This window comes from Mycobacterium sp. TH-M11, from assembly GCF_057473725.1.
In genome coordinates this window covers 1-2,453 of the sequence record NZ_JBYCLD010000356.1, presented here as the reverse complement: position 1 = coordinate 2,453, position 2,453 = coordinate 1, and the positions used below count along the sequence as shown (strand labels likewise).

Sequence of the window (2,453 nt, the reverse complement as noted above, 5' to 3'; positions counted from 1 at the left end):
TCATGTCCAAACTCAGTGTTATGAAATCGTTTGTTGTTGGTGGCGCGGTTGCTGCGGCGATGGCGGTCATGCCTGTCGCGGCAGCTGAGGCCAGTGTCGGCCCGACCGGCATGGCGCCCACCCACGTCATAGTCAAGCAGGAGCCGGGCGGCAGCGGATGCGATGGCAACGGCACCTGCGGGTCGGGCGGTCAGAACATGGGCCCGGGCGGTGGCCCCGGCGGCCAGGGCTGTGTCCCGGGCGTCGGCTGTGGGTCGGGCGGTCAGTTCGCCGGACCCGGCGGTGTTCCCGGCGGCACCGGATGTCTTCCGGGTGTCGGCTGCGGCAACGGCCACGCGTAGGCCTGACGACACGACCACTCGACGCCATGCGGTCTGGGGCAACCCAGGCCGCATGACGCTGGGCTATTCGCCGCCAGCCGGGTTCGACCGACTGCCTCCCGCCACTGGTCGGTAGCAGCAACCCTGTGGCGTCCGCGCCACGCACGCCACGGCGAATGTCGTTGTGGTCTTCGATCGCATCGAGTAGGCCATACGCTGCCATGGTGACCATCCCTTATGACGAGGCGCTGCGCGAACAGATCCGGGACCGGCTGGCCGCGCATGATCGTCGCGCGGTGGACGATCCGGCCAAGCGTCACGCGGCTGTCGCGGTAGTGCTGGTCGATTCGGACGTGGGCGAAGACAGGATCGACCCGGCGCCGGTCGACGATTGGATCGCCGGGCGCCCGATGCCGGAGTCGCTCGACGGACGCATGGTCGATGTCTCCGGCGGTGCCGCATTCCTGTTGTGCCGCAGAACCTCTCGGCTCAGTTCGCACCCCGCACAGTGGGCACTTCCGGGTGGACGGCTGGATCCGGGGGAGACCGCGATCGAGGCGGCTCTGCGCGAATTGGACGAGGAGGTCGGGATCAAGCTGGTGCCTGCCAACGTGTTGGGGTTGCTCGACGACTACCCGACCCGGTCGGGCTATGTGATCACCCCGGTGGTGATTTGGGGCGGCGGGCGCCTCAACCCGCACCCTGCGCCCGACGAGGTCGTTGCGGTCTACCGGGTTGGGATCCATCAGTTGTTGCGGTCCGATTCGCCGCGATTCGTGACGATCCCGGAGAGCTCACGGCCCGTCGTTCAGATACCGCTGGGCAATGACCTCATCCACGCGCCGACCGGTGCCGTGCTGTTGCAGCTTCGGTGGCTCTGCCTGGACGGCCGCCACGATCCGGTCGACGAGTTGGAGCAACCGGTCTTCGCCTGGCAGTAGCCGCGCGCGAGGTCGACGTCAGCGCGATATTTCTCGAGAGGGCCGCACGCTGGCGTCGATCTCGACGCCGCACTGCGGCTCCAATTCCCGAAAGCCGGGGCCCGGCTCGGGAGTGACGTTGTGTGCGGTGATCTCCTGCCGGCAGTGCGCACACACCAACATCGGTTGCGCGGTCTGGTCGCACGGCCGGTGGTGCAGCACGATCGGTGGACCCTGCGGGTGGGGTAGGTGCTGGTCGCCCCACTGCATCAGAACGACGATGGCCGAGAACAGGTCACGGCCGGGATCGGCCAGCCGGTATTCATGACGGTCGGGATCGCTTGCGTAGAGCACCTTTTCCAACAGGCCGTTGTCGACGAGCGTGCGCAGCCGTGCCGACAACGTGGGCCGCGGGATGTGGAGGTTGCGGGCCAACTGCCCGAAGCGGCGCACCCCGAAGAATGCCTCGCGCAGGATCAGCAGCGTCCACCGCTCTCCCACAATCTCGAGCGCACGCGCGACTGACTCGCCGTCGAAGCGGTGGGACAGATCGGGGTAGTCCATGGTTCACCCAATGTACCGGTTCAAAAAGTAAACCGGCACTGCTAACGTGGCGGTAGACCGGCCGGCTAAAGCGAGGACTCATGGACACCGATGTCGCCACCGCTCCCCTTCTGGGCAGGGCTACCGAGATCGCCGACCTGGCGCGTGGCATGGCCGACGAGATCGACTCGACACGTCGGCTACCCGCGGAACTAATTGCGGCGCTTCGTGATTCAGGGCTGCTGCGAGCGGGCGCGCCGGTCGAGGTCGGCGCACTGGAGCTGCCCGCGGGCGCCGCACTGCGCTGCGCGGAAGAAGTGGCCCGCGGTGACGCGTCGACCGGCTGGTGTGTGTCGATCGGGATCACCAGCACCCTGCTGGTCGCCTACCTGCCGCCCGCCAGCCGCGACGAACTCTTCGGCGGCGGCCGCGGCCTGGCTGCCGGCGTGTGGGCGCCACAGGGCAAGGCCACCCGCGTTCCCGGAGGTGTGGTGATCACGGGACGCTGGGCGTTCTGCAGCGGCATCACCCACGCCGACGTACTGTTCGCCGGTTGCCTGCTCGATGACAAGCCGGCGGTGGTGGCACTACCCACCGCGCAACTACAGATCCTGGACACCTGGCACACCCTGGGCCTGCGCGGCACCGGCAGCCACGACACCGTCGCCGA

4 protein-coding genes are annotated in these 2,453 nt (G+C 68.0%); 3 read left to right on the top strand and 1 reads right to left on the bottom strand.

Translation table 11 applies throughout. The annotated features are described in order from the left end of the window. Nucleotides 1-20 precede the first annotated feature (20 nt). Together AC2VOG_RS14315 and AC2VOG_RS14310 are read left to right on the top strand one after the other, a co-directional pair. Nucleotides 21-341 carry a PE-PGRS family protein gene (locus AC2VOG_RS14315; RefSeq protein WP_486940550.1) on the top strand — a complete coding sequence of 107 codons (321 nt, stop codon included), beginning with the start codon at nt 21-23 and terminating at the stop codon, nt 339-341. Between the two features lie 203 nt (nt 342-544). Then, nucleotides 545-1,261 (top strand): NUDIX hydrolase, encoded by a 717-nt coding sequence (locus AC2VOG_RS14310; RefSeq protein WP_486940549.1) that lies wholly within the window; start codon nt 545-547, stop codon nt 1,259-1,261. An 18-nt stretch (nt 1,262-1,279) separates the two neighbouring features. Here the strand turns inward: AC2VOG_RS14310 and AC2VOG_RS14305 are convergent, their stop codons facing one another. Beyond that, the gene (locus AC2VOG_RS14305) at nt 1,280-1,804 is read right to left on the bottom strand and encodes a winged helix-turn-helix transcriptional regulator (RefSeq protein WP_486940548.1); all 525 of its coding nucleotides are present in this window, start codon (nt 1,802-1,804) and stop codon (nt 1,280-1,282) included. An 80-nt stretch (nt 1,805-1,884) separates the two neighbouring features. On the opposite strand from AC2VOG_RS14305, the gene AC2VOG_RS14300 reads away from it, so the two are divergent. Beyond that, nucleotides 1,885-2,453: acyl-CoA dehydrogenase family protein (locus tag AC2VOG_RS14300; protein WP_486940547.1), on the top strand; the 569-nt coding region annotated here is incomplete at its 3' end.